25 protein-coding genes are annotated in these 23682 nt (G+C 53.8%); 18 read left to right on the forward strand and 7 right to left on the reverse strand.

The window, feature by feature from the left end:
- Positions 1-72 precede the first annotated feature (72 nt).
- On the reverse strand, positions 73-348 hold the full coding sequence (locus APU02_RS13760) for a DUF1435 domain-containing protein (protein ID WP_042292378.1): 276 nt from the start codon (positions 346-348) through the stop codon (positions 73-75).
- A gap of 205 nt (positions 349-553) precedes the next feature.
- Between APU02_RS13760 and APU02_RS13765 the strand changes: the two genes are divergently transcribed.
- The gene (locus tag APU02_RS13765; RefSeq protein ID WP_060570307.1) at positions 554-1618 is read left to right on the forward strand and encodes a diguanylate cyclase; all 1065 of its coding nucleotides are present in this window, start codon (positions 554-556) and stop codon (positions 1616-1618) included.
- A gap of 113 nt (positions 1619-1731) precedes the next feature.
- Positions 1732-2520, forward strand: coding sequence for a siderophore-iron reductase FhuF (fhuF, locus tag APU02_RS13770; protein ID WP_060570308.1), 789 nt, complete (start codon positions 1732-1734; stop codon positions 2518-2520).
- 25 nt (positions 2521-2545) lie between these two features.
- On the opposite strand, the gene APU02_RS13775 is transcribed toward fhuF, so the two are convergent.
- Positions 2546-3895, reverse strand: a complete 1350-nt coding sequence (locus APU02_RS13775) for a PTS sugar transporter subunit IIC (protein ID WP_060570309.1) — start codon at positions 3893-3895, stop codon at positions 2546-2548.
- 234 nt (positions 3896-4129) lie between these two features.
- Between APU02_RS13775 and APU02_RS13780 the strand changes: the two genes are divergently transcribed.
- Positions 4130-4588: a YbaK/EbsC family protein gene (locus APU02_RS13780; protein ID WP_060570310.1), complete on the forward strand. Its 459-nt coding sequence runs from the start codon at positions 4130-4132 to the stop codon at positions 4586-4588.
- A gap of 46 nt (positions 4589-4634) precedes the next feature.
- On the opposite strand, the gene bglJ is transcribed toward APU02_RS13780, so the two are convergent.
- The 4 genes from bglJ to pobA form a co-directional block, all read right to left on the reverse strand.
- Complete coding sequence (gene bglJ, locus APU02_RS13785) at positions 4635-5267, reverse strand: DNA-binding transcriptional activator BglJ (RefSeq protein ID WP_060570311.1); 633 nt, start codon at positions 5265-5267, stop codon at positions 4635-4637.
- On the reverse strand, positions 5228-5950 hold the full coding sequence (locus APU02_RS13790) for a response regulator transcription factor (RefSeq protein WP_060570312.1): 723 nt from the start codon (positions 5948-5950) through the stop codon (positions 5228-5230). The genes bglJ and APU02_RS13790 overlap by 40 nt, the downstream gene beginning before the upstream one ends.
- 250 nt (positions 5951-6200) lie before the next feature.
- Positions 6201-7094, reverse strand: a complete 894-nt coding sequence (locus APU02_RS13795) for a helix-turn-helix domain-containing protein (protein ID WP_060570313.1) — start codon at positions 7092-7094, stop codon at positions 6201-6203.
- Positions 7095-7109: 15 nt separating this feature from the next.
- Positions 7110-8294: a 4-hydroxybenzoate 3-monooxygenase gene (pobA, locus tag APU02_RS13800; protein ID WP_042292266.1), complete on the reverse strand. Its 1185-nt coding sequence runs from the start codon at positions 8292-8294 to the stop codon at positions 7110-7112.
- Between the two features lie 294 nt (positions 8295-8588).
- On the opposite strand from pobA, the gene APU02_RS13805 reads away from it, so the two are divergent.
- The 14 genes from APU02_RS13805 to APU02_RS13870 all read left to right on the forward strand — a co-directional run bounded on the left by APU02_RS13805 (position 8589) and on the right by APU02_RS13870 (position 21553).
- Positions 8589-9365 (forward strand): threonine/serine exporter ThrE family protein, encoded by a 777-nt coding sequence (locus APU02_RS13805; protein ID WP_042292269.1) that lies wholly within the window; start codon positions 8589-8591, stop codon positions 9363-9365.
- Positions 9356-9829, forward strand: a complete 474-nt coding sequence (locus APU02_RS13810) for a threonine/serine exporter (protein WP_060570314.1) — start codon at positions 9356-9358, stop codon at positions 9827-9829. Before APU02_RS13805 ends, APU02_RS13810 begins: the two co-directional genes overlap by 10 nt.
- 96 nt (positions 9830-9925) lie before the next feature.
- Positions 9926-10465 carry a primosomal protein DnaT gene (dnaT, locus tag APU02_RS13815; RefSeq protein WP_060570315.1) on the forward strand — a complete coding sequence of 180 codons (540 nt, stop codon included), beginning with the start codon at positions 9926-9928 and terminating at the stop codon, positions 10463-10465.
- Between the two features lie 2 nt (positions 10466-10467).
- Positions 10468-11205: a DNA replication protein DnaC gene (gene dnaC / locus APU02_RS13820; protein ID WP_042292276.1), complete on the forward strand. Its 738-nt coding sequence runs from the start codon at positions 10468-10470 to the stop codon at positions 11203-11205.
- 152 nt (positions 11206-11357) lie between these two features.
- Positions 11358-11852: a DUF2501 domain-containing protein gene (locus APU02_RS13825; protein ID WP_072015037.1), complete on the forward strand. Its 495-nt coding sequence runs from the start codon at positions 11358-11360 to the stop codon at positions 11850-11852.
- 276 nt (positions 11853-12128) lie between these two features.
- Positions 12129-14420 carry a phosphatidylglycerol--membrane-oligosaccharide glycerophosphotransferase gene (gene opgB / locus APU02_RS13830; protein ID WP_060570316.1) on the forward strand — a complete coding sequence of 764 codons (2292 nt, stop codon included), beginning with the start codon at positions 12129-12131 and terminating at the stop codon, positions 14418-14420.
- A 185-nt stretch (positions 14421-14605) separates the two neighbouring features.
- On the forward strand, positions 14606-15250 hold the full coding sequence (locus APU02_RS13835; RefSeq protein WP_060570317.1) for an EAL domain-containing protein: 645 nt from the start codon (positions 14606-14608) through the stop codon (positions 15248-15250).
- Entirely contained in the window at positions 15247-15798 is a 552-nt protein-coding gene (locus APU02_RS13840; RefSeq protein WP_060570318.1) for a helix-turn-helix transcriptional regulator, read from the forward strand. The genes APU02_RS13835 and APU02_RS13840 overlap by 4 nt, the downstream gene beginning before the upstream one ends.
- A gap of 10 nt (positions 15799-15808) precedes the next feature.
- Entirely contained in the window at positions 15809-16315 is a 507-nt protein-coding gene (locus APU02_RS13845; RefSeq protein ID WP_042292287.1) for a spore coat U domain-containing protein, read from the forward strand.
- Between the two features lies 1 nt (position 16316).
- The gene (locus tag APU02_RS13850; RefSeq protein ID WP_060570319.1) at positions 16317-17072 is read left to right on the forward strand and encodes a fimbria/pilus periplasmic chaperone; all 756 of its coding nucleotides are present in this window, start codon (positions 16317-16319) and stop codon (positions 17070-17072) included.
- Positions 17056-19272: a fimbria/pilus outer membrane usher protein gene (locus APU02_RS13855; protein WP_060570320.1), complete on the forward strand. Its 2217-nt coding sequence runs from the start codon at positions 17056-17058 to the stop codon at positions 19270-19272. The genes APU02_RS13850 and APU02_RS13855 overlap by 17 nt, the downstream gene beginning before the upstream one ends.
- The gene (locus APU02_RS13860) at positions 19263-20228 is read left to right on the forward strand and encodes a spore coat U domain-containing protein (RefSeq protein ID WP_060570321.1); all 966 of its coding nucleotides are present in this window, start codon (positions 19263-19265) and stop codon (positions 20226-20228) included. Before APU02_RS13855 ends, APU02_RS13860 begins: the two co-directional genes overlap by 10 nt.
- Before the next feature lie 110 nt (positions 20229-20338).
- Positions 20339-21073, forward strand: a complete 735-nt coding sequence (locus tag APU02_RS13865) for a winged helix-turn-helix domain-containing protein (protein WP_060570322.1) — start codon at positions 20339-20341, stop codon at positions 21071-21073.
- Positions 21074-21076: 3 nt separating this feature from the next.
- Complete coding sequence (locus tag APU02_RS13870; RefSeq protein ID WP_060570323.1) at positions 21077-21553, forward strand: hypothetical protein; 477 nt, start codon at positions 21077-21079, stop codon at positions 21551-21553.
- Between the two features lie 43 nt (positions 21554-21596).
- Here the strand turns inward: APU02_RS13870 and APU02_RS13875 are convergent, their stop codons facing one another.
- On the reverse strand, positions 21597-22619 hold the full coding sequence (locus tag APU02_RS13875) for a zinc-binding alcohol dehydrogenase family protein (protein ID WP_060570344.1): 1023 nt from the start codon (positions 22617-22619) through the stop codon (positions 21597-21599).
- Positions 22620-22757: 138 nt separating this feature from the next.
- Between APU02_RS13875 and APU02_RS13880 the strand changes: the two genes are divergently transcribed.
- Entirely contained in the window at positions 22758-23672 is a 915-nt protein-coding gene (locus APU02_RS13880; protein ID WP_060570324.1) for a GntR family transcriptional regulator, read from the forward strand.
- The last annotated feature ends 10 nt before the right edge of the window (positions 23673-23682 follow it).

Genomic DNA, 23682 nt, shown 5'->3' on the forward strand with positions numbered 1-23682 from the left:
CGGACGTGGGGGTTCAAGTCCCCCCCCTCGCACCAATTATCTTACGGCCTTCCTTCTGCTGTTCCCTGTTGTTTATCCCTGATTCAAATTCATCATTACCAGCATCATTCCACCGATCAACGCAACGCATGATGGCAACAGAACAAAATGCCGCAGGTGTTTGTGATACAGCATCACCGGAGTGAGTAATAGCCCTAATACAATAATGGTCTTCCAGACCTCAAGGGAAAGATCGGCAAACGCCAGTCCGGCAATCACGATCCCCGGCAGTAATACTCCCCAACCACTGCCCAGCGCCCGTTGCAACATGGTTTCACCTCTCACACTGATAATGATAACCAATATCATATGATAAATTTTCTCATTTGTCAGCACACCGTTGCACACCCTGACATCAGCTTTACTTAAGCATTGATGACATGAATTCTTTAAGGTGATAAATTGCGCAGCGGTAAACATAGAAAGCAAATACCTCTTACTTTGAGCGAGCGACTTCTCGCTTTTTTCACGTGGCCTGAACAGTGTAATTGTTAGATAAATAATGAATTAAGACATGACTGCACAATCCTGGCTTTCCCTGCGCGCTAAAAAATATCAGCTCTCTCTCCGTCTGTTTTTGTTTCTTAACGCCGTTTCCGCTTTGTTTGCTATTGCTTATCCGATCTATCAGATTAAAACCGTCTCAGTGCCGGGTATTGTGATTCTGGCGCTGAGCGCGGCCCTCCTCGCGTGGCACGGTAGACACGCCAATAAAAGGATTAATTTACCGATCGTTTCTTTCGCGTTTGGCGGGCTATGGGCGGCGCATATTACGTTGAAATACACCGAGCTCCCGTCTCCGGACGACACTTTCCTGCTGATGGCGTTACTGACTGTTTTATTCATCGGATCTATTTCATTTGCCAATAATATTGTCGCTTTTACGCTTCACTCGCTGCCCTCCGTACTGGTCTGCCTGTGGTTAAACGGCAATGAACAGGGCCTGCGGATCCTCTATTTCCTGGCGTTGCCCATGGCGGGAGTGGCGATTCAGCATGCAATCCAAAAACGTTACGATGATTTCGCCCAGCAGCTGATGTACAAACTGTTGGCGGAAAAAGAGACGTTGAACGACCTCAGCATGCTCGATCCTTTAACGGGGTTATACAATCGGCGGGGACTTCAACACCGTCTGGAGACCCTTCTTGAGACGGATACCGATGAGCATCACGTGTTGCTGATCGATATCGACCATTTCAAAGCCTACAACGACCATTACGGACACATGATGGGCGATCAGGCGCTGATGCGCGTATCCGCGGCTATTCGCGACGCCGTACGTTCGCGTGATGTGGTTGCTCGCTTTGGCGGCGAGGAATTTATGGTTTTGCTGACGGCAGCCGATCCGCAGCAGGCGCATGCCGCCGCTGAGCGTATTCGTCAAAGCGTGTATGACCTTAAGATCCCACACATGTTTAATGAAAGCGTCGCGACCAACGTCACGATCAGTATTGGTATCGCGCCGCTGACAGGCAGAGAGATCGAAAGCGCCATTAGCAGTGCGGACAAAGCGCTTTATAAAGCCAAGCATCTGGGACGTAACCATATTTTAGCCAGCAGCGATCCCGGTATCGCCTGACGCGGTATGGTGTAATCGTGCGGCGTGAGAAGCAAGCCTGACAAAGCGCTTGCTATCGGTTATGCCTATAGCTAGGATTAGCAATCATTATCATTTAGATTATTATCCAGACTATGGCTTATCGTTCCGCATCCGTCATTGATAACGTCATCTGGCGAACGCCTCTGCAGCCGCAGCGCCCTTCGCTGGCGGAGGCCGTACGCGCAACTATCGCCCAGACACGCGAGCACCTGCTGGATTTCATTCGTCTGGACGAACCTGCTCCCCAGTCTGCTATGACTCTGGCGCAATGGTGTCGACCAAATGAGCTGCAGTCATTGCTGGCGGTCTATTCCGACCATATTTATCGCAACCAGCCCACGCAGCCGCGAGAAAACAAGCCACTGCTATCGCTGTGGGCGCAGTGGTATATCGGTCTGATGGTGCCGCCGTTGATGCTTGCCTTATTAACGCAGGAAACGGCCATCGATGTCTCTCCCGAGCATGTGCACGTGGAGTTTCATGAAACGGGTCGCGCCGCGTGCTTCTGGATTGACGTTCATCCGGATCGTCAGGCGACGGAATGCTCTCCGCAGATGCGCATTGAAATCCTGATCAAACAGGCGCTAACGCCTGTCGTCCAGGCTCTTGAGGCCACGGGCGAAATTAACGGTAAACTCATCTGGAGCAATACCGGTTACCTTATTCACTGGTACCTCAACGAGATGAAACCGCTGCTTGGCGAAGAGTTACTTCACGCGCTTCGCCATGCCTGCTTCTTCGAAAAACAGCTTTCCTGCGGCACTGATAATCTGCTCTGGCGGACCGTTGTCCCGCGCGAAGGCGTACTGGTACGCCGTACGTGCTGCCAACGATACCGCCTGCCCGACGTGCAGCAATGCGGCGACTGCACGCTGAAATAAGCCGGGAGCTTTCGCTCCCGGACCGTTATAACGCAATCTGCTCGCTTTCGGCGTCAGTTCGCTGCGCTTCTTCCGCTTCCTGCGCCAGTAACTGCTTCTCATATACCTTAAAGAAGGGGAAGTAGATAATGGCGGAGACCAGCGCCAGCACCACCACCAGGATCGCCGCGCGATAATCCCAGCCTAATGCCCATGCCGCCCCCACCGGCGCAGGCGCCGTCCACGGCACCACCGAAATCACCCGACCAATCAGATCAAACTGCATGGCTGCCCATGCGATGATGGCGTTGACCATGGGCGCCAGCAGAAAAGGAATGAAGAACACTGGATTCATCACGATGGGCGTACCAAATATCACCGGTTCGTTGATATTGAAGATGCTGGGCACCACGCTTAAGCGACCAATCGAACGCAGATGTACGGAACGGCTGCGAAGGTAACAAATCACCAGCCCCATCGTCGCTCCTGAACCGCCAATGACAATGAAGAAGGTCCAGAACGCCTCCATAAAAATGTGCGGTAACGGCGCGCCCTGCGCCAGCGCCGTCTGGTTCATGCCGAGATTGGTCAGCCAGAACATTTGCAGCATCCCGGAGACGATCGCCGCGCCATGGATGCCCGCAAACCACAGCAGATGCCCAATCAGCACCGCCAATAAAATTGCCGGCAACGAATCGGCTGCCGAAACCAGGGGTTTAAAGATGGCCATGATCGCCTGCGGGATCAACATGTCGAACTGCGCCTGGATCAGCAAGCTGAGTGGATACAACGTCAACACAACGACCAGCACGGGGATCAACAGATCGAAGGAGTTTTTAATCATCGGCGGCACCTGATCCGGTAAGCGAATCCCGATGTTATGCGTCTTCAGAAAACGCATCATCTCAACGCAATAAATCGCCACCAGAATCGCCGTAAAAATACCTGTACCGCCAAGACTGTCAACCGGCAACGTCCCCTTCGTTTTTGGCGCGGCGATCAATAAAAAAGCCATAATCGCCAACATTGCGCACATAAAGGGATCAAGCTGATGTGACTTCGCATAGTGTTTTCCGAGGTTGTACGCAATCGCCGCGCAGATGTAGATAGACATGATCCCCATCGTCATATCGAACGGGGTAAGGATTTGTCCTTCAAACTGCTTTGCCAGATCCAACCAGCCTCTGGCAAAACCCCAGGTGGTGTCGGGGGAAAACGGCGGATAGGCGAAAACCAACAGAAACGATCCAACAATCATAAACGGCATCGCAGAAATAAAGCCGTCGCGAATAGCCATGACATGACGTTGTGACGAAATACGCCCCGCGACAGGGCTGACGTAGTTTTCGACGAACCGGAAAATCACATTAAAGACTGCATGGTTGGTAGATTTCATAAGTGGCTCTTTTTATGTGATACAGAGGAAGTGACAACTGCAGTATTAATCGCCCTTTCCCGTACTGCAACCGGTTACGGTAACCGGTTTCCGTGAATGTGAAGAGGATCGAAAAAACGTCTATGTTACTGGTTTGTTACATTAAAATATTTACAGCGGCGCCTGTCTTATGACAAATTACGCCAGCGGTTTTGCACACACTGGAAAACCGTCGAATGGTGTCAGGAGAAAAGAATGAGTTTGCAATCCGTACGGCAGTTTCTGGCCGAACATGCGCCCGATATTGAAATCATTGAATTAGAGCAAAGCACCGCCACGGTTGATCTCGCGGCAAAAGCGCACAATGTGCAGCCGGGACAGATCGCAAAAACCCTGTCGCTAAAAGTCAAAGACACGATCGTACTGATCGTCGCGAAAGGCGACGCGCGACTGGACAATAAAAAACTTAAAAGTACCTTTGGCGCGAAGGCCCGAATGCTCAGTTGTGATGAAGTGGTGAACGCGACGGGTCACCCGGTTGGCGGCGTTTGCCCGTTTGGCCTGGAGACGCCGTTACCGGTTTATTGTGATGTGTCGCTAAAGACGTATACCGAAGTGCTTCCCGCCGCTGGCGCAATCCATAGCGCTATCCGCATTTCACCAGAGCGGATGGCTGAACTGACCTCAGCGACCTGGGTGGATGTCTGCCAGTGAAGGTCAACCGTACGCATTACTCTTAAGAGAAGCGCGATTCCCGCGCCTACAGCAGAATATCCGCCGCGTTCAGCAAACCGGCGTCCGAACTGACGCCCAGTTTCGACATCACATTAAATTTATGCGCCCGAATGGTTTTAATATTTCGCTCAAGCTCAACGGCGATTTCAGGCATAGAGTAACCGTGGGACATAAAACGCAAAATTTCACGCTCAGTAGGGCTGAGCATCCGGCTCTGTGTGAGATACCAGAGATTATGATTACTTTCATTAATTCGGCGGGTACCGCTAAGCGCCGTAAATAATGCTTCCTGTAATACCGGCAGCGACGCCTCTTTACTGAGAACGCCGTCCAGCGGCGACGGCGACAGCGCGCCGATTAATCGCGCTTCGACGTTATCATCGGCAATCACCAGACGTCGCATACGGGGAAAATTGGTGGCCAGTTCAGCCAGACACATTAACCCCATCCGGCGATCTTTTCTGATTGAAGAAAGCGAGAAAATAACGGCAGAAAATGTCGTTGTGTTCATCGCCTGTAGAAATTCATCTCGTGTCGAGTAAAGGTGCAGTTTATAGTGATATTCAGTATTTGTTTTAAATAAATCCTGAATACCAATACCGCTCATAACACATTTTTCTATGAGTGCGACATTTCCCGCATAGCTTCGGTTTTCCATTCTGGCGTATCTCCATATACAGAAGGTAAATTCAGCTCTCTCGCTCCTTGAGAACTGTTAATCCAGGCGTACATCTCAGCGTTGCTGTTGATTGATAAACGGCGCATCGCGCTATTTTTCTGGGCGCTGATGGTTTTATTACTTTTCTTTAGCAGCATCGCGATCTGATTGATGCCCCATCCCTTGCCTAACAAGCGCAGCACTTTTCGCTCGGAGAGCGTTAAAATAATAGAACGCGAACCAAATTCCGCGTGCTCGACGTGTTCTGGCGACAGCAACGTTTTGCTCACGCTGTCAGGATGTTTGCTGCCTGCACGCAAGGTGTTGACCAGGTTTTCAATCGGTTCCACATCGGACAGCAGCGTACTGGATGGGCACATTAGCAATTCCACCGCCTGCGGATACCAGGCGCGTGAGACGAGAAAAACCCAATGGATATCGCGATACTGAGAGATCAGGGTGGAGAACTGTTCACAGATAGTGCGCGGATGGCGGCACTCTCCGGTAAGATCGGCGATGACAACGTTAGAACGACGAAGTTGTAATAACGTAAGTTCGTCGACAGCGCGACAGGTGGAGACGTCATATTCCGGGAAATGCCGATGCATCACCCCATTCAGTCCAGCCTGAATGACCGGTACTTTGCTGATAATAATTCCGTTTTTGCAGCATCCTGGCAACATATATCCTCCACATCCCATAGCCGTTATCGCCCTGTTATTTTTGCAATTTGCGCAGAAAAACATTATTCAACGCAATACAAATAAACATAACAATAATCAGTATGAATTGTTAATCCCTGGTTTTCTTTCAGAATTCATATGGGCGATTATACAACTATCCACGTAGTATAATGCAATCCTGCCCCGTCAATATTTAACCATAAATCCAGAATGAGACATTAAAATATTCTTAAATTATAAATTAGCATTACTAATCCTTTTTGAGATAACGGATTTGTTTCATTAATTCACGAAATGCTTTAGGCGACATATTTTCATTTTTTTTAAAGAAACGCGAAAAGTAAGTCACATCGCTAAACCCCAGGTAATCTGAGATCTGGTTGATGGTCATGCTGGTATATTGCAGACTGCGTTTGGCTTCCAGCATGATGCGCTGATGCACGACGATTAATGCACTGCAATTATGAAATTCACGGCATAACTGATTAAGGTAATTCGCGGAGAGTCCCACTCGACGCGCATATTCCCCCAGCGGCAGGTGCTCGCGATAATGACTTTCGATCTGGCGCGCAAAAAGACGCATTGCGCTACGTCTGCGCGCCAGTTTGTCGTCCTGTTGTATTGCCGGTCGATGTTGCCGACGCAGCCAGACCAGTAGCGCGCTCAGCAACGCAAACAGCATCATTTCCCGCGCCTCGTGATCCGTCTGGTATTCCTTACGTAACGCCGAAAACAGGCTGTGAATATGGCCGCGGGAGTGTCCCACCGGCACGCACTGCGGGGCGCTGAGCAAAGAGAGCGGCTGTGGAAACTGCGCCTCCAGGCGGCTTATCAGCGGCAGGGCAAGCGAGAGCACATAGCCCTGGGTTCCCGGTGAGAAACGAAAGCCATGCACGCACAGCGCAGGCACCACCTGCAGGCAGGGCTCCCGCATGACCGTCGAGAGTCCTTCAACCTCAATCGTCGCCTCCCCCCGGTGCAAATAGAGAAGCTGGACAATCTCGGCGTGCTGGTGCACCCGGATGTGCCATTCATGCAGGCTGCTGCGCTGATGGATCGACTCACAGTGCAGCAATTCCGGCGTCGGCCACCCCTGTTGTTCGCCATACAGTTTGAAAACGGGAACCCCATCAGTGAACGGCATCTTCTCTCCTTCTCGTTAACCCACTTTTTCGTATGGCAGCCCGACGTAGTTTTCCGCAATGGTCGTCAGTCCGGCGACAGACCCAAGATAATATTGCCGATCCGCCTCCTGCATCTTGCGGTCGAAATCGCTCTTGTCCTGAAAATCATGCAGCAGGTGAGTCATAAACCAACTGAATCTTTCCCCTTTCCAGACCCGGTTAAGGGCCAGGCGTGAATAGCTTGCCAGCAGGTCGCCCCGCCCATGCTGGTAATATTGCGTCAGAATACGCCATAAATAGTTCACATCCGAGGCGGCAAGATTCAGGCCCTTCGCCCCGGTGGGCGGAACGATATGCGCCGCGTCGCCAACCAGGAACAGCCGACCATACTGCATTGGTTCCACGACGTAGCTGCGTAGCGGCGCGATACTTTTTTCCAGTGAGTGACCCGTCACTACCTTTTGCGCTAATCCGTCCGGCAGCCGCCGTTTGAGTTCGTCCCAGAAGCGCTCATCGCTCCAGGCCTCAACCTGCTCGCTAAGCGGCACCTGCAAATAGTAACGGCTTCTTGTTAGTGAGCGCTGACTACAGAGCACAAACCCGCGTTCATGATGGGCGTAAATCAGCTCCGGATTCACCGGTGGCGTGTCGGAGAGCAGCCCCAGCCAACCAAAAGGCCAAAGACTTTCATACTCGCGGATCGCCTCGCGCGGAATACTTTGCCGCGAGACGCCGTGAAAGCCATCGCAACCGGCGATGAAGTCACAATCCACACGACACTTCTCCCCCTCCTTTTCAAACGTGACGTACGGGCGATCGCTTTTGGCGTCGTGAATGTCTACCTGCTGCACGCCATAAATCGTGGGCGCTCCACATTCGCCACGTTCCTGCATTAAGTCCCGCGTGACTTCCGTTTGGCCGTAAACCATCACGCTTTTTCCACCGGTTAATTCGCTCAGCGCCACGGGGATACGTTTACCGTCGAAGATAAACTCAACGCCATGATGTACCAGTCCTTCATTGTCCATGCGTCGGGCGGCTCCCGCTTCGCGCAAAAGATCTACGGTCCCGCTTTCCAGAATGCCCGCGCGGATCCGGCCAAGCACATACTCCGGCGTCTGGCGTTCAATGATAAGCGTGCGGATCCCCGCCTTATGCAGCAACTGCCCGAGCAACAGGCCGGAAGGCCCTGCGCCAATAATGGCGACCTGAGTTTTCATCGCGTCCCCCAGCTGATAGTTGATCATTTGTTTAAACAATGTTGATTAAAAGTTTCAAATTGCATTTTTGATAAGCACGCGACGAAAAAGAAGGTCAAAATGCGGACAAAAATTGCACTTTTCACCGATTTGATAAAAGTGTGGCGCAGTTCAAATTCTCATCTGCAGAGAACTGGCTCTTTTTTCAACATAAAGATTGATCTCAGCGGGAGCCAAAAAACGTCCGCTTCATGATACAAAGAAGTCTTTCGTCATCAGTCAGTACGCAACGCGTCTTTTCAGTCAGGGCGAGTCATGCAAGAAGAGCAGTCATTTCAGCGAACGGTTACACGGTTGTGCATTCAGTGCGGGCTTTTTTTACTGCAACACGGTGCGGAAAGCGCGCTGGTTGATGAACTCTCCACCCGCCTCGGCCTGGCACTGGGCATGGACAGCGTGGAAAGCGCTATCTCCTCAAACGCCATCGTCCTGACCACCATCAAAGACGGGCAATGCCTGACCTCAACGCGTAAAAACCAGGACCGCGGGATCAACATGCATGTGGTCACAGAGGTTCAACATATTGTGATCCTCGCTGAACATAAGTTGCTGGATTACAAAGGCGTCGAGAAGCGCTTTAGCCAGCTCAGACCGTTACGTTACCCGCGATGGCTGGTCTCGTTGATGGTCGGCCTGTCCTGCGCCTGTTTCTGTAAGCTGAACAACGGCGGCTGGGACGGCGCGGCGATCACCTTCATCGCCAGCATGGTCGCGATGTATATCCGACAGCTGCTGGCGCACCGCCATCTGCATCCGCAGATAAACTTTTGTATTACGGCATTTGTCGCCACCACAATTTCCGGTTTATTGCTGCACCTGCCGGCCTTCCGCCTGACGCCCACGGTGGCGATGGCCGCCAGCGTCCTGCTGCTGGTGCCTGGTTTTCCACTGATCAACGCCGTAGCGGATATGTTCAAGGGGCACATCAACACCGGGCTGGCGCGCTGGGCTATCGCCAGCCTGCTGACGCTGGCGACCTGCGTGGGGGTGGTGATGGCATTAACACTGTGGGGGCTTCGCGGATGGGTATAATCGATTTTATTCTCGCGCTGATGCAGGACATGGTGCTTGCCGCCATACCGGCGATGGGTTTCGCGATGGTGTTTAACGTGCCGCACCGCGCGCTGCCCTGGTGTGCGTTGCTTGGCGCACTCGGACACGGCTCGCGCATGGTGATGATGAGCGCGGGTTTCAATATTGAGTGGTCGACTTTTGTCGCCTCACTGCTGATCGGCAGCATCGGCATTCAATGGTCGCGCTGGTATCTGGCGCATCCAAAAGTATTTACCGTTGCAGCGGTGATCCCGATGTTCCCCGGCATTTCCGCCTACACGGCGATGATTTCCGCGGTAAAAATCAGCCACTTTGGTTACAGCGAGGCGCTGATGATCACGTTGCTGACCAATTTCCTCAAGGCGTCGTCGATTGTCGGCGCGCTGTCGATCGGCCTGTCGGTACCCGGCCTGTGGCTTTACCGCAAGCGTCCACGCGTATAATCCTGGCGGCAGGTTCCTCCCTGCCGCTCGCCCGCCCCGGTGTGTTACTATAGAAGCAGAGTCCCTTCTCGGTTGCAGTCCGTATTGAGAAACGTTATGTCATCCAGAATTTTAACCCCGGACGTCATTGGTATTGACGCCCTATTACATGACCACCAGACGGTGCTGGCAAAATCCGAAGGCGGCGCGGTAGCGGTGTTCGCCAATAACGCCCCGGTCTTTTACGCGGTCACCCCGGCGCGTCTGGCGCAACTACTGGCGCTTGAAGATAAACTAGCCCGTCCGGGTTGCGACGTGACGCTGGACGCTCAGCTGTATGAAGAGCCGCAGCCGGTGCCGGTTAGCGTGCCGCTGGGGAAATTTGCGATGTATCCCGACTGGCGCCCGGACGACGACTTTCAGCGTCAGGCCGCGCTTTGGGGCGTGGCGCTACGCGAGCCGGTCACCGCCGAAGAGCTGGCCGCGTTCGTGGCTTACTGGCAGGCGGAAGGCAAAGTCTTTCATCATGTCCAGTGGCAGCAAAAACTGGCGCGCAGCGTACAGATTGGCCGCGCCAGCAACGGCGGGTTACCGAAGCGCGACGTCAACACGGTCAGCGAACCTGACAATCAAATTCCACCGGGTTTTAGAGGGTAACAATGAAAAACGTTGGCGATCTGATGAAACGTCTGCAAAAAATGATGCCAGCACACATCGAACCTGCATTCAAAACGGGTGAAGAGCTGCTGGCATGGCAGAAACAGCAAGGTGAAATCCGCGCAGCGGCGCTGGCCCGCGAAAACCGGGCGATGAAAATGCAGCGTACCTTTAACCGTTCCGGCATTCGTCCATTGCATCAAAACTGCTCCTTCGATAACTATCATGTTGAATGTGAAGGACAGATGAACGCGCTCAGCAAAGCGCGCCAGTACGTTGAAGAATTTGACGGCAACATCGCCAGCTTTATCTTTTCGGGCAAGCCGGGAACCGGAAAGAATCATCTGGCGGCAGCCATTTGCAATGAACTGTTGCTGCGCGGCAAATCGGTGCTGATCATTACCGTCGCGGATATTATGTCCGCGATGAAAGAGACCTTCAGCAACCGGGAAACCAGTGAAGAACAGTTGCTAAACGATCTCAGTAACGTCGATCTGTTGGTGATCGACGAGATCGGCGTACAGACAGAGTCACGCTACGAAAAAGTGATCATTAATCAGATCGTCGATCGGCGCTCTTCCTCCAAGCGTCCGACCGGCATGCTCACTAACAGCAACATGGAGGAAATGACCAAATTGCTGGGCGAGCGGGTGATGGATCGTATGCGGCTCGGCAACAGCCTGTGGGTGATCTTCAACTGGGACAGCTTTCGCAGCCGGGTCACCGGTAAAGAGTATTAATAGCCTGATGGGCGGGTTCTAAGACCATTCTTACCTTTCACAGCGCTATACTGCGCTAAACGTGCCTGATGGCGCTACGCTTATCCGGTCTGCGATTCATGTCATCAGGCCGGATAATCCGCCATACCGATAACTTCCTTACATGAGTCAGTATGATGAAAACAGCTAAATACCTTCTGGGCTGCGCGGTAACCGCCAGCGTGTTTATCGCCACCAGCACCTTTGCCGCCTCCTGGCAGGAGTCGCTTTCCAGCGCCGCCAATGAACTGAGCAAGCAAAGCGCCTCTTCTTCCCAGAGCGGAACGTCGCTTTCTTCCCTGACCAGCCTGCTTAACGGCGGCAATCAGGCGCTGAGCGCGAACAATATGAACAACGCCGCAGGTATTTTACAGTACTGCGCGAAGCAGAAACTGGCCTCGGTAACCGACGCGGAAAACGTGAAAAATCAGGTACTGGATAAACTCGGGCTGGGTGCGACAGAGCAGAAGCAGGACACTCACTATCTGGACGGCATTCAGGGTCTGCTGAATACCAAAGACGGCCAACAGCTTAACCTCAACACTATCGGCAGCACGCCGCTGGCGGAAAAAGTGAAAACGAAAGCCTGTGACCTGGTGCTAAAGCAGGGAATGAACTTCATTTCCTGACGCCAGAAGCCGCGTTTCAGCTGTCTCCCGGCTGGCGCGGCGTTTGCCGCTTCTTTTTATCCTTCTCCCCCCTCTCGTCCCCCGTATAGCGGGAAGTGACGGCGATCAAAAAAGTCTATTTCTAAACCAATTCTGAATAACATCGCATTAATATGTCACTAGAATTGCAGCTAAGTGACAACCCCATTACATTGTACTTCCTGAAAAAAGATTCACTGCCAGCCAACGCCTGGTTAAGCGCCTTTCTGCAAGAAGGCTATTCGTGAGGATCGTCTGTTGTCTGAGTTACTTTCCATCGTTCTGTTTCTCGCTTCCGTATTCATTTATGCGTGGAAAGCGGGTCGCAACACCTGGTGGTTTGCCGCAACATTAACCGTGCTGGGGCTGTTTGTGATTTTAAATATCACGCTCTACGCCAGCGACTATTTTACCGGTGACGGCATTAACGACGCAGTGCTCTACACGTTGACCAACAGTCTGACGGGGGCAGGCGTGGGCAAGTACATCCTGCCAGGCGTCGGCATTGCGCTGGCATTAGTGGCGGTCTTTGGCGCGCTGGGCTGGGTGCTGCGCCGTCGTCGCCACCACCCGCACCATTTTGGCTACAGCCTGCTGGCATTGCTGCTGGCCCTCGGTTCAGTGGATGCCAGCCCGGCCTTTCGCCAGATCACCGAACTGGTAAAATCCCAGACCCGCGATGGCGATCCTGATTTCGCGACATACTATAAAGAGCCTGCGAAGCGTATTCCTGACCCGAAGCTGAATCTGGTTTACATCTATGGTGAAAGCCTCGAACGTACGTATTTCGATAACGACGCTTTTCCGGATCTGACCCCGGAACTGGGGGCGCTGAAAAATGAAGGGCTGGACTTTAGCCACACTCAACAACTGCCGGGCACCGACTACACCATCGCCGGAATGGTCGCTTCGCAGTGCGGCATTCCACTGTTCGCCCCGTTTGAAGGTAACGCCTCGGCGTCCGTTTCCAGTTTCTTCCCGCAGAATATTTGTCTGGGGGATATCCTGAAAAACTCCGGCTACCAGAACTATTTTGTCCAGGGCGCCAACCTGCGTTTTGCAGGAAAAGACGTATTTCTGAAATCCCACGGCTTTGACCATCTGTATGGCGCGGAGGAGTTAAAAAACGTGGTGGCAGATCCGGCCTACCGTAACGACTGGGGCTTTTACGACGATACGGTGCTGGACGAAGCGTGGAAGAAGTTTGAAGAACTGTCCCGTTCCGGCCAGCGTTTCTCACTGTTTACCCTAACGGTCGATACCCATCACCCGGATGGCTTTATTTCGCGCACCTGTAATCGTAAGCGCTACGATTTTGACGGTAAGCCGAACCAGTCATTCAGCGCGGTAAGCTGCAGCCAGGAAAACATTGCCGCCTTTATCCAGAAAATCAAAGCGTCACCATGGTTTAAAGACACCGTTATCGTGGTCTCTTCTGACCATCTGGCTATGAACAACACCGCATGGAAATACCTGAACAAGCAGGATCGTAATAATCTGTTCTTTGTGCTGCGTGGCGACAAGCCGCAGCAGGAGACGCTGGCGGTCAAGCGTAACACCATGGATAACGGCGCAACGGTGCTGGATATTCTCGGCGGCGATAACTTTATCGGTCTTGGCCGCAGCAGCTTATCCGGTCGGTCCTTGTCCGAAATCTTCCTTAACAGCAAAGAAAAAATCCTGTCGATGAAGCCGGACGTTATCCGTTTGTGGAACTTCCCGAAAGAGATGAAAACGTTCACCGTCGATCGGGATAAAAACATGATCGCTTTTTCCGGCAGTCATTTCCGTCTGCCGCTGCTGCTGCGGGTCTCCGACAAGCGTGTCGAGCCGCTGCCGGAAAGTGAATACTCCGCACCGCTGCGCTTCCAGCTTGCCGATTTCGCCCCGCGAGATAACTTCGTCTGGGTCGATCGCTGCTACAAGATGGGCCAGCTATGGGCGCCGGAACTGGCGCTTTCGACTGACTGGTGCGTGTCGCAAGGACAGCTTGGCGGTCAGCAAATCGTACAACATGTCGACAAAGCGCAGTGGAAAGGCAAAACGGCATTCAACGAGACCCTCATCGACATGGAACGTTATAAAGGCAACGTCGACACGCTGAAGATCGTTGATAACGACATCCGCTACAAAGCCGACAGTTTTGTCTTCAACGTGGCTGGCGCGCCGGAAGAAGTGAAGCAGTTCAGCGGGATTTCCCGCCCGGAATCGTGGGGACGCTGGTCGAACGCCCAGCTCGGCGATGAGGTGAAAATCGAATACAAGCAGCCGCTGCCGAAAAAATTTGACCTGGTGATCACCGCGAAGGCATTCGGCGACAACGCTAACCGCCCAATTCCGGTGCGGGTTGGCAAGCAAGAGCAGACGCTGGTATTAGGTCACGACGTCACCACCACCACGCTTCATTTTGAAAACCCCTCCGAGGCGGATACGCTGGTGATTGTTCCGCCTGAACCGGTTTCCACAAACGAAGGCAATATCCTCGGCCACTCACCGCGTAAGCTCGGTATTGGGATGGTGGAAATCAAAGTGGTTAACGGCCAAAGCTAACATTATCAGGCGGGATAATATTCCGCCTTTAACCCTTAAATACAAAATATAAACCTATAAAAAAATAAAAAACCAGTCATAATAACCTTATAAATAGAAATTATATTTATAAATATCCTGCAGAAAGATAATCCCTTACGCTTTCCCGACATTCATTTTCAGGGCAAGCGAACGCGCCGGTTATCATGCTTACAGGTTATAAATTCGAATCTATCCGCGTTTTACAAAGTGAAAACGTTATCGCCTGGGAGGTGTTGTCCACCGCCCCTGATGAGGTAGACCTGGAGCATTTTTTCAGTCACTTATCGTTGCAGGACAGGTTCAGCCTCTTTTTTGCTCAGCTCACTCACGTCCTGCAAACAACGCAGACGGGTAAATATTATCTCAACGCCAGTGAGGATGTGCTGCTGAGCGAGGGGTTCATAGAACGCCTGGCAGCGGAAGTGCATCAGCCGGAAAAGATTGCCATTGAACTCACAGACCTTGAGCGTCTCCGCGCGCTCAGCCCTGACGAAAGCCGCAGGCTACGTGAGCGCATCGCCACCCTTCGTCAAATGGGCATTGCCGTCTGGGCCGACGATGTCCATGACGACATTCTCACCTGCCTGCTCGAACAGGCCTACGCCTTTTCCGGTGCAAAAATCGACAAACACGCCTTCTGGGCCGGTCGCGAACAGCAAACTCCGCTGTTGAAGCTGGCTCAGCGTTGCCGACAGATTGCGGAAGAAGTGCTGATAGAAGGCATTGAGACCGTCAACGATTACGAATTAGCCTGCCGCTCTACGGCGCATTACGGCCAGGGTTATCTGTGGAATAAACCAGCACTATGACTCCCTCATTTGCAGAGCGTTATCAGCTCATTGTATACAGCGACAACTACTATCTCTGGTCAGGGTTACGCCACTTAATCCGCGAGATGGGCGAACCACAACTGTCGATTGCCTGGCACAACGATCTCTCCAGTAAGAGTCTGTTTCAGCTACGCGAAACGATGCTTAACGACGCCAGCAGCAGAAGATGGTTGGTCGTCACCCCTGACAACCGTCTGCGCGAAGTGCAGCAAATCCTGCCGCCTGAAAACGTCTGCGTAATCCGTGACACTCTGACGCTAAAGCAGTTTGCCAATCATCTCCGTCACCCTGATTTTCGCCGTACGATCCAGAAAGATGCGCCACTGACCCGAACAGAAGTGAGCGTTTGTTTATTGATCATTAAGGGATTTTCCACCGTGAAAATTGCCGAAATGATGAACAAATCGCCGAAAACCATTTACACCCATAGACGCAACGCGATGGTCAAGTTTCATTGCCATACGCTGGCGGAACTGCATCGAAAAATGCATCTGATGGAAAGCCGTTCGCTTTACCTGTCATCGTAAGGACGAAAACATGAAAATTTCTTCCCGCGCGCTCCCGGCGCTTTGTCTCAGTTTATCCGCACTTGTCGCGCCGCTGGCGTGGGCTGACAGCACGGCCAGCGCCACGCTGCACGTCTCGCTGGAGGTACTGAAGTCCTGCACGCTGCAGGCTAACGATCTGAATTTTTCTCGCCACGGTTCCGACGAAACCAACGAGATTCAGGCCAGTACGCAGCTCAGCGTGCTGTGCACTAACGGTACGCCGTTTTCGCTTTCTGCCGCCAGCGCCGACAGCGAAAACGATGGAACATTCTGGCTGAAAGCAGAAGACAGTAGCCTCGGCGCGAAAAATATCGCCTATAAGCTGTATGCCGACGAAAGTAAGAAAACGCCGGTAAACGCCAGCGGCGGCATCGAAGGCACGGGTAACGGTCAAACGCAGTCAGAAACCCTCTACGGCGTCATTGAGGCTGGCGCGCTGGCCGAGGCCAGAGCCGGTTTATACAGCGATGATGTGACGCTGAATCTGGTGTACTAATATGCGCTGGCTATTTCTGTTGACGCTGTTTTGTCTGGCTATCCTCGGTTTGTTAAGCCGTTACGCCGAGTCCGCCACGTTACAGGTCGCCCCCGTGACGCTGAATCTTAGCCCACATCAGCGCGCTGCCGCCCTGTATCTCACCAACACAGGCGATACGCCGATTCACGCGCAGGTGCGAATCTATGACTGGACGCAGGACGACGGTAAAGACGTCCTCACGCTGACCGACGACATCGTCAGCAGCCCGGCGGTGGCCTCACTGGAGCCCGGACAACAGCAACTGGTGCGCATCGTGGTACTAAACCCAGGCTTACACGCGCATGAACAGAGCTTTCGCCTGCAGATCGACGAACTGCCAGGGCTTTCCGCCGCTGGCGCCAGCCATACCGGCGTCCATTTTCTGTTGCGCTATTCGATCCCGCTGTTTATCGCAGCGGAACACAACGCGGCGCTGGATGACATTTCGCAGCTCGCCTGCGCGCAGCAAGAGACGGATATCTGGTGCCAAAACCGCGGAACATCGCATATTCGTCTGAGTAACGTTCAGGCGCTGGCGAACGATGGCCGCCCCATAGAAACACTCCCGGGTCTGGCGGGTTATGTACTGGCAGGACAGCGGTTCATGCTTCCGTTTAAACGCGATCACCGTCGCCTGCTATCCGCCCTGCGCGCCTATCTGAATGAAAATACTGAAGCCAGCCTGCTTAAGGTACATCCTGCTGCTGTGGCTACTGCCCATGACACTCCACGCTGAACCCTCTGCGAAAACCACGCTGTACCTGTCCATTACCGTTAACCATTATGTTCACGACGGACTCTGGGCGGTACGCGTTGAGGATAACGCTCTCTGGCTCGCCAGCCGCGACGCGAAATCTCTGGGGATCGCGTTGAACGATGACAGTCGCCCCTGGATCAATCTCGCTTCTCGCAAGGACATTAAGGCGGAGTTTGACCCTCTGCAACAGCATCTGTCGTTAACGCTCAAACCGTCGGCATTAAACCATCGTCAACATCTGGTCAGCCAGCCGCCCCCGTCGGCACAGGTGCTGCCGCAGGCGGAAACCATGGGGACGCTCTCTCTCGACTATTCACTGTACGCCAGCGAAAGCGCAACGGAACGACAGGCAAGCGTCCAGAGCCGGATGCAAAGCTCCGGATGGCTGCCTGGCCAACTAAGCAGCAGCATGAACAGCCGCATTCAGCAGGGGCAGAATGACGCGCGCACCCGCCATACCCGTCTGATGACAGCCTGGCAATACGATATGCCGCAGTCGTTAACCAGCCTGACGCTCGGTGACGCCATCACCACCGGGGTAAGCTGGAGCCGCCAGGTACGGTTTGCCGGGCTGCATCTGTCGCGCAACTTTCAGCTTGATCCCCGGCTGAATACTGCGCCACGGGCAGAATTCAGCGACAGCGTGGTTTTGCCGTCAACGGTCGATTTGTACATTGACGGCCTGCGACAAAGCCGCCAGCGGGTCGCGCCGGGCAACTACGTTCTGGATACGATGCCGACCTTTTCTGGTCGCGGGCAGGCGCAGGTGGTGATCACCGACATCAACGGTCAGCGGCGAGAGGTCACTCTTGACGTATACGGTACGCCAGACATGCTGGCGAAAGGGATGAGCAGCCATTCGCTGGATATCGGTTGGCTACGGGAAAATTATGCCGAACACTCAAACGATTACGCCGCATCCCCGCTACTGGATGCGGGATGGCGCTACGGGGTCAGCAACCAACTGACGCTGGGCGTCCATAGCGAGCAGCATCGACAGGCGCACAATATCGGCATCGCCAGCGACTGGCTAACCTCGCCACGCGCCGGGGTGCTCAGCGGTCATCTGGCGACCAGCCAGGGAAAGGTGGGCAACGGCGTGAAATGGGGGCTGGGCTATCAGTGGAACGCGCAGGGCAGCGGTTTTTCGCTGAACACCAGCCGCAGCAGCGACGACTGGTCTGATATTGCCCGGGTCAGCGGAAGTCTGCCCGTCAGCCGCAGCGACAGCCTGTGGCTCAGCCAGGCGTTACCGGACTGGGGCACACTCGGTGCGGGCTGGGTGCGGCAGGACAGCGTACGCTACATCAATGCCAGTTGGTCGCGTACCTTTGATAACCGGATTTCTGCCACGCTGGGCTATAGCCATTCACTCAGCAATGGCGATAAAACCGTTCAGCTTCTGCTCTCTTTGCCACTGGGAAGGCGGGACACGGTGTCGTTCCAGACCCGCCAGACCGCAACTCGCTGGGATTATCGCCATCAACCTGATGACCTGCAGGGCGGCTGGTCCTGGCAGCTTGCCCGAAGCGACGGTCAGCTCAGGCAGCAGCATGCGGAACTTGGGCATTTGAGCCGCTATGGCGAATGGCGCGTTGGTCTGGATCGCGACAACCGCGAGAACAGCCGCTACCTCACCGGCGAAGGCTCCCTGATGCTACTGGAAAAACACGCCTATGCGCTGCGCTACAATCAGCAGGGCATGGCGCTGATCACCACTAACGGCATAGGTCATATCCCCATCGCCATCGAAAACCGGCCTGCGGGCGAAACCGATGAAAATGGCTTTCTGCTGCTGACCGATCTGCCTCGCTACCACCAGAGCAAAATTACCCTGGATCCGCTGAGGTTGCCGCCGGACGTGGTGACGCCGATGACGGATATCCACGCCGCGCCGGGCGTCACCGAAGCGGTGAAGGTCGACTTTCACGTCCACCGTTCGCGGTTAGTCACGGCAAAGGTAGTGGATAAACAGCGTCATCCGCTTTCGATGGGCAGCAGGGTCAATACTCCCGACGGCGCCACGATTGTCGGACGCGACGGGTTTATCTGGCTGGAAAATCCGCCCATGCCGGGAAAACTGGAGATACAACAGCCAGCAGGACGCTGCCAGATCCGTCTGCCCGCCTCTGAACCGCAGGCTGGTCCGGTTAATCTGGGAGAGCTGTCGTGTCTGTAAGCCAGCGCCCGCTGTTCGCGCTACTGCTGTTAATTCTGTCGGCTTTTAACGCCAGCGCCAGCAAATGCTGGATAACCCAGGGCGCAGGCGTCACGTTTGGTACACTGGTGACCGGCAGCGCCAGTACGACGCATGCCAGCGTCCATTTCAGTTGCTATGCCGATTTCGGCGAAACGCGCTACTTCAACGTCTGCCTGAGCAGCCTTGAAGCCAGCCCGTTTAAGATGACCTCCAACGGCGATGAGGAAGGCAAGGCGTACACGATGCTGTTTAACCTGTACAGCGCCGTGGACAATACCCGGCCGCTTACCGCGCAAACGGCGGGTCGCGCGCTGCAAACGCCGCTAACGGTGGGCGGCAATCAGGTCGGCAGCGGCAGTTTTCCCTTAAACGCGGAGATCCCCGCCGGGCAGAATAACCTGCCGGTGCGCAGTTATTTTAACTATGCCCTCGGACTGAAATTAACGTGGAACAGCGCCACCCGCCCCGAGGCGCTCACTGCCTGTCAGGACGGCGTATCACAAGGCGAAGCCATCGACAGCGCCTCACACGCCAGTGCAACTCTGTCAGACAGCTGTTTCATCCAGAATGTCTCGCCGCTCAACTTTGGCGTGGTAAACAGCACCGCATTACGCGGCCAGGTGAACTCAACGGCATCGATCCGTGCCCGTTGTCCTGTCGGCACGCGTTATTCCCTGGGACTTAGCGTCGGAGAACATGCGCACGGGCAAAACCGCCAGATGTGCAATTCGCAACAGCAATGCCTCACGTATAACCTCTGGCAGGATGCCGCCATGAGCCGCCCCTGGGGAGACCAGATCGGCAACAATACGCTGGAAATGGACCATCATAACGGCAGCATTCAGGATGTGACGGTGTACGGCAGCGTACCGGCGCAAACCTTAACCGGCACAGGTGAGTTCAGCGACGATGTTGTCGTAACGCTCACTTATTAATCTGTTTAATACCGGTCTGGATCAATGTTACCGATAACATTTAGCGTTAAAATTATTCACGCACTAAATAAATACACCGCTACTCTTTCACCCGGACTACCAATAATCCCATGAAATACCTGCTTGCAGACATGCTCGTTTACGACAACGAGGATGGTACGCTTACACTCCAGAATGACGCCGCTGCGGAAAGTCAGTCGTTAACCTGCACCGCGCAGACCATTCTGAATCTGCTGATCGACCACCACGGCATGGTGGTTGAACGCGAGACGTTCCTGCAGGAGGTGTGGGATAACCGCGGCCTGCATGGCTCCAGTAATTCACTAAATCAATACATCAGTATCCTGCGTAAAATGCTGGCGACGCTGGTGCCCGACAGCCTGTTTATCGTCACGGTGCCGAAAGTGGGGTTTATGCTCAGCGCAGATATGCCCGTGATCCCTCTCGACACAGAAACGCGCGAAAGCGCCCCCGCGTCCCCCCGCTCCCCGCGCATAACCGGGTCGTTGATACTCGTGACGCTCATCGTGATGGGGTTATGTCTCGCGGCATTGTTCTGGAATGCGCATCGTCAGCGTGCAGAATTGTTTCTGCTCAGCCACATTGATACCTGTCCGGTTTACAGCTTCACTCCCTTCCCTGACGGCTTTCGCGAACAGGCGGATGCGCTGCTGGCGCAGATACAAAAAGCCGGTGAATTTCGCTGTCTGCCCGACTCGCTCTTTTATGTGCACATTCAGGATCCGCTGCTGTATGGCGATCAAGGACGGCTGGTGCTCTCGCAGTGCTCGCGCTTTCGCGGACACACCAGCAGTTGTCAGACCTTGTATTACTATGAGTGGTAGACCGTGAAACAGAAAAAAAGGATCTTCGCCGTTCTTGCCCTCAGCCTGCTGGTGATTCTGAGCACCTGGCTGTGGATCAAACACAGTGAGCAGTTGGCCATGACCTGTCAGGGAGGCCTGGTCTTTAAGGATCGGCGGGCAGACAACCCGTTTACCTTTGAAGGCGTCGTGGTGATGCATTTCACGCCCGACGGCACCGGTTATTTCAGTCTGAACGGCGATATCATGAATAAGCAGAATCACTGGACAGTGTCGCGCCAGCAGAATTTCAGTTGGAAGCACATCCATGACGCTTTTTACCAGTTGCAGATCAATCAGGTTGAACGGTTCGGTCATGATGACGTGCCCGCGGGGGTGTTCGAAAAATACGCCCTTGGGATAACGCAGGACCAGAAGCGCCTCTTAAACATTCAACGAACGCCTGATGAGGCGGTTGTCATCAGCAACTATTACTCGCCGCTGCTGGTCTGTGCCGGATAAAAAGACAGCGCCCCACACTGCTCCGGGCGCTGTATGGCAACAGCTAAAACGTTATCACGCCCTTGATCAGTTCCCGATTATTGATCACTTCACGTTCGAAGATCCCGGCAAGCTGGCTGAACGGATAGCGATGCGTCAGCATCATCTCAGCGGTCAGCTTGCCTTCCGCCATCAGGCGCCCCACTTTGGCAAAATCTTCCGGAGTGGCATTACGGCTGCCCATCAGGGTGGTCTCTTTCTTGTGAAATTCCGGATCGGAAAACTGAAGATCGCCTTTGAACAAACCGACAAACACAATCGTGCCGCCGTGACGAATCAGATTAACGGCGTTATTCATCGCGTGCGCGCTGCCAGTGGCATCCAGTACTTTCTGTGCCAGCGCGCCGTCAAATTGCGCACGCAGCTGCGCGTCAAAGTCTGTGGCCGACGGATCCACCACCGGCAGCCCCAGGCGGGTGGCGACATGTTCGCGCCGGGCTGGGCTGGTATCCGCCACCACGACCTGCGCGCCATCCGCTTTGGCGATCGCCGCTGCGCCCAACCCGATCGGACCCGCCCCCACAACCAGCACCTGCTCGCCCGGCGCAATTGCCGCCCGTCGAACCGCATGCGCGCTGATGGCATAAGGCTCAATCAATGCCGCCGCTTCCGGCTCAATATCTTCCGCCAGCAGTAAATTCGTTTCCGGGACGCTGAGATACTCGCCAAAGCCGCCGTCCTGGTGAACGCCGATAACCGAAATATGTTCACAGCAGTTTGTGCGACCGCTCAGGCAAGCGGGACACTGTTGGCAGGCGACGTAAGGGATCACCGCCACCTGTTGACCGACCTTAAGATGAGTCACCTTTTCGCCGATCGCGACAATATCCCCACATATTTCATGGCCTAATACACGTGGATAGTTAAAAAAAGGTTGGTTCCCGCCCCAGGCATGAATATCGGTACCGCAAATACCGACAGTTTTTATTTTAATTAACGCCTCATACCGCGCCGGAATCGGAATTTCTGTTTTTTTCACTATTAATTTTTTGGGTTCCTGACAAATCAACATCGTCATTGTGGACATAATCATGCACTCCGGTTTTTTCGTTGCTTCAGATATTGATGAAAAGCGAAATAACGGCGTAACCAGAAAGCTAATTTGTGAAACTCTACGCATTAAAATGTTTTAAATCGGGTTTTAATGCGCAAAAAGGAGGAAATAATGAGCCGTTCACAAAATTTACGCCACAATGTAATTAATCAGGTAATCGACGATATGGCCCGTGGTCATATTCCCTCTCCGCTGCCGTCGCAAAGCGCGCTGGCGGAAATGTATAACATCAGCCGGACGACCGTGCGCCATATCCTTCATCACCTGTGCGCATGCGGCGTACTGACGCCGGTGGAGGGTGATTACGTCATCGCCCGCCGTCCGGACGCCGACGACGGTTTTGCCTGCACAACGGCGTCGATGGCGGAGCAAAACCGGATATTTGAGCAGGCGTTTTTCACCATGATCAACCAGCGTCAACTGCGCGCGGGCGAAACCTTCTCTGAACTTCAACTGGCGCGCGCGGCGGGCGTGAGCCCGGTCGTGGTGCGGGAATACCTTTTAAAATTCGGGCGTTATAACCTCATTCAAAGTGAAAAACGCGGCTACTGGAGTATGAAGCAATTTGACCAGTCGTGGGCTGAACAGCTTTTTGAGCTACGGGAGATGCTGGAGACGCACGCATTGCAGCATTTTCTCAATCTACCCGATGACGACCCGCGCTGGTTACAGGCCCGAACCTTGCTTGAGCGCCACCGGACGCTGCGCGACAGCATCGGCAGCAGCTTTCGCATGTTTTCCCAGTTGGACCGGGATTTTCACGCGTTGCTCCTTTCCGCTGCAGATAATATATTTTTTAATCAGTCACTTGAAATTATCTCCGTGATCTTTCATTTCCACTATCAGTGGGACGAGCGTGACCTGAAGCAGCGCAATATCATCGCCGTCGACGAACACATGACCATCCTCAGCGCATTAATCTGCCGAAGCGATCTCGATGCCACGCTGGCACTGCGTAACCATCTGAATACCGCGAAACAATCGATGATTCGCTCAATCAATCAGCGTGTCCAGGAGACGTATTAAAGACAGATTA

This window comes from Citrobacter sp. 50677481 (assembly GCF_001463265.1).
GTDB classification, from domain to species: domain Bacteria; phylum Pseudomonadota; class Gammaproteobacteria; order Enterobacterales; family Enterobacteriaceae; genus Citrobacter_A; species Citrobacter_A sedlakii.

Coding starts and splice junctions, on each gene's coding strand:
- APU02_RS13760 (WP_042292378.1), bottom strand. CDS start 348: ATGATATTGGTTATCATTATCAGTGTGAGAGGTGAAACCATGTTGCAA.
- APU02_RS13765 (WP_060570307.1), top strand. CDS start 554: ATGACTGCACAATCCTGGCTTTCCCTGCGCGCTAAAAAATATCAGCTC.
- fhuF (WP_060570308.1), top strand. CDS start 1,732: ATGGCTTATCGTTCCGCATCCGTCATTGATAACGTCATCTGGCGAACG.
- APU02_RS13775 (WP_060570309.1), bottom strand. CDS start 3,895: ATGAAATCTACCAACCATGCAGTCTTTAATGTGATTTTCCGGTTCGTC.
- APU02_RS13780 (WP_060570310.1), top strand. CDS start 4,130: ATGAGTTTGCAATCCGTACGGCAGTTTCTGGCCGAACATGCGCCCGAT.
- bglJ (WP_060570311.1), bottom strand. CDS start 5,267: ATGGAAAACCGAAGCTATGCGGGAAATGTCGCACTCATAGAAAAATGT.
- APU02_RS13790 (WP_060570312.1), bottom strand. CDS start 5,950: ATGTTGCCAGGATGCTGCAAAAACGGAATTATTATCAGCAAAGTACCG.
- APU02_RS13795 (WP_060570313.1), bottom strand. CDS start 7,094: ATGCCGTTCACTGATGGGGTTCCCGTTTTCAAACTGTATGGCGAACAA.
- pobA (WP_042292266.1), bottom strand. CDS start 8,294: ATGAAAACTCAGGTCGCCATTATTGGCGCAGGGCCTTCCGGCCTGTTG.
- APU02_RS13805 (WP_042292269.1), top strand. CDS start 8,589: ATGCAAGAAGAGCAGTCATTTCAGCGAACGGTTACACGGTTGTGCATT.
- APU02_RS13810 (WP_060570314.1), top strand. CDS start 9,356: ATGGGTATAATCGATTTTATTCTCGCGCTGATGCAGGACATGGTGCTT.
- dnaT (WP_060570315.1), top strand. CDS start 9,926: ATGTCATCCAGAATTTTAACCCCGGACGTCATTGGTATTGACGCCCTA.
- dnaC (WP_042292276.1), top strand. CDS start 10,468: ATGAAAAACGTTGGCGATCTGATGAAACGTCTGCAAAAAATGATGCCA.
- APU02_RS13825 (WP_072015037.1), top strand. CDS start 11,358: ATGATGAAAACAGCTAAATACCTTCTGGGCTGCGCGGTAACCGCCAGC.
- APU02_RS13835 (WP_060570317.1), top strand. CDS start 14,606: ATGCTTACAGGTTATAAATTCGAATCTATCCGCGTTTTACAAAGTGAA.
- APU02_RS13840 (WP_060570318.1), top strand. CDS start 15,247: ATGACTCCCTCATTTGCAGAGCGTTATCAGCTCATTGTATACAGCGAC.
- APU02_RS13845 (WP_042292287.1), top strand. CDS start 15,809: ATGAAAATTTCTTCCCGCGCGCTCCCGGCGCTTTGTCTCAGTTTATCC.
- APU02_RS13850 (WP_060570319.1), top strand. CDS start 16,317: ATGCGCTGGCTATTTCTGTTGACGCTGTTTTGTCTGGCTATCCTCGGT.
- APU02_RS13855 (WP_060570320.1), top strand. CDS start 17,056: ATGACACTCCACGCTGAACCCTCTGCGAAAACCACGCTGTACCTGTCC.
- APU02_RS13865 (WP_060570322.1), top strand. CDS start 20,339: ATGAAATACCTGCTTGCAGACATGCTCGTTTACGACAACGAGGATGGT.
- APU02_RS13875 (WP_060570344.1), bottom strand. CDS start 22,619: ATGTCCACAATGACGATGTTGATTTGTCAGGAACCCAAAAAATTAATA.
- APU02_RS13880 (WP_060570324.1), top strand. CDS start 22,758: ATGAGCCGTTCACAAAATTTACGCCACAATGTAATTAATCAGGTAATC.